Below are 1,095 nucleotides of genomic sequence, written 5' to 3'. Positions count from 1 at the left end.
CGTCACACCGGCGTCACGCTGACACAGCACCCCGAGATAGCCATGTACCGACACGAACAATCACGTTCCGTCACCACCGAAAGTGCGCCAGAGCCCAGTCAGTGGTGTAACTCCTGATCAAGGAGAACGCACCTGATGAGTACTGTGATCCAGGCATCGACGGAGATCGACCTGGAGGACGCCAGCGTGGCCCGCAAGCAGCCCAAGGAGAGCAACGCCAAGGATTCGGATCGGGAGCTGGTGGCCCGGCTGGTCGACCAGGCCCGTGCCGAGGGCGTGGAACTGGTGGGCGAGAACGGACTGCTCGGCCGGCTGACCAAGCTGGTGCTGGAGTCCGCGCTGGAAGGCGAGATCACCGACCATCTCGGCTATGACAAGCACGAACGCGGTGCAAGCGAGACAGGCAACAGCCGTAACGGCGCCCGCTCCAAGACCGTCATCACCGACGTCGGGCCGGTCGAGATCACCGTGCCACGCGATCGGGACGGCAGCTTCGAGCCGAAGATCGTACGCAAGCGGCAACGCCGCCTGTCCGGGGTCGACGAGATGGTCATCTCGCTGGCCGCCAAGGGCCTGACCACCGGGGAGATCTCCGCGCATCTGGCCGAGGTGTACGGCGCGCAGGTGTCCAAGCAGACCATCTCCACCATCACCGACAAGGTGCTGGACGGGATGGCCGAGTGGCAAAACCGGCCGCTCGACCCCGTCTACCCGGTCTTGTTCATCGATGCCATCCACGTGAAGCTGCGCGAGGGCCAGGTCGCCAACCGGCCGATTTACGTGGCGATGGCGGTGACGGTGGATGGGGAGCGCGACATCCTTGGGCTGTGGGCCGGCGACGGCGGCGAGGGCGCGAAGTTCTGGCTGCACGTGCTGACCGAGATCAAGAACCGCGGCGTGGCGGATGCGCTGATGGTGGTCTGCGACGGGCTCAAGGGGCTGCCGCAGGCCATCGAGACCGTCTGGCCCCAGGCGGTCGTCCAGACGTGCGTGGTGCACTGTGGCCGCCAAGAATCAACATGCTGGTTTTCCTGGGTCGGGGTGCTCGTGTGGTGTGTCTGTCGAGGCGAGGAGGGCGGCGGCCGAGGCGTAGCG

General features: G+C 65.8%; 1 protein-coding gene. It reads left to right on the top strand.

The features are described 5' to 3' along the window. Nucleotides 1–135: 135 nt before the first annotated feature. Nucleotides 136–1,095: IS256 family transposase (locus AB0J09_RS65560; RefSeq protein WP_360714693.1), on the top strand; the 960-nt coding region annotated here is incomplete at its 3' end.

Origin of the sequence: Nonomuraea sp. NPDC049784 (assembly GCF_040659615.1) — a bacterium.
In the GTDB taxonomy this organism is placed as follows: domain Bacteria; phylum Actinomycetota; class Actinomycetes; order Streptosporangiales; family Streptosporangiaceae; genus Nonomuraea.
This window is presented reverse-complemented; position numbering and strand designations above follow the sequence as displayed.